The organism is Bradyrhizobium cosmicum (assembly GCF_032290525.1).
GTDB lineage: Bacteria > Pseudomonadota > Alphaproteobacteria > Rhizobiales > Xanthobacteraceae > Bradyrhizobium > Bradyrhizobium cosmicum_A.
The window spans coordinates 1-625 of record NZ_JASXTA010000081.1; the positions used below are offsets into that span (position 1 = coordinate 1).

The window sequence follows — 625 nt, forward strand, 5'->3', positions numbered from 1 at the left end:
GCGGGCAACGGGATCAGAATGAACAGCGAGTCGCAGCTGCGCGAGAAGCTTCGGAAGATCGAGGCGTTGTTCGTGGGTGCCGGCACTGCTGGTGAGCGCCTTGCGGCGGAAGCCGCGCTGCAGCGGGTGCGGGCCCGGGTCGAGGAACTCGCTCGCCACGATTCACCGATCGAATAGCAATTCTCACTTCCCGACCAGTGGTCTCGGCACCTTTTTCTGGCGCTTTGCCGCCGATATGGGCTGCGGCCGTTTTGTTATCGCCGGCAGCGACGCAACACGGTGATGGTCCGTGCGTCACGGGGCTTCGTCGATCGCGTCCTGCTGCCGGAGTTCACCGAGCTCGGGGGGGCGCTGCAAGTATACCTGCACGAGGTGACGCTGCGCGTGATCCGCGAAGAGATCTACGACGATGCCAGCGATGCGCAGGAAGTTCCCGACGCCTTGCCGTCGAGCTGAATCAAGCGGCGAGCTTTGCCTCCGAACCGTCGCGCTCGGTTTTCCAATTCCACGGCAGCAGCGTGTTCAGCTGATTGATCTTGGTGCGTCCAGAGACGATGCGCTCGAGAACATCGGTCAGATAGTGCCGCGGGTCCATGTCGTGCAGCTTTGCCGTGTTGATGAGCGA

2 protein-coding genes are annotated in these 625 nt (G+C 62.6%); one reads left to right on the forward strand and one right to left on the reverse strand.

Going from position 1 to position 625, the window contains the following annotated elements; translation table 11 throughout:
- Window positions 1-282 precede the first annotated feature (282 nt).
- Window positions 283-456, forward strand: coding sequence for a hypothetical protein (locus QSV46_RS39120; RefSeq protein WP_314964012.1), 174 nt, complete (start codon window positions 283-285; stop codon window positions 454-456).
- 1 nt (window position 457) lies between these two features.
- On the opposite strand, the gene QSV46_RS39125 is transcribed toward QSV46_RS39120, so the two are convergent.
- The coding region (locus QSV46_RS39125) for a transposase domain-containing protein (RefSeq protein WP_314964013.1) at window positions 458-625 on the reverse strand (168 nt) is incomplete at its 5' end.

What these genes read in the sequence shown, in the direction of transcription:
- QSV46_RS39120 (WP_314964012.1), top strand. Translation starts at nt 283, where the DNA reads ATGGTCCGTGCGTCACGGGGCTTCGTCGATCGCGTCCTGCTGCCGGAG.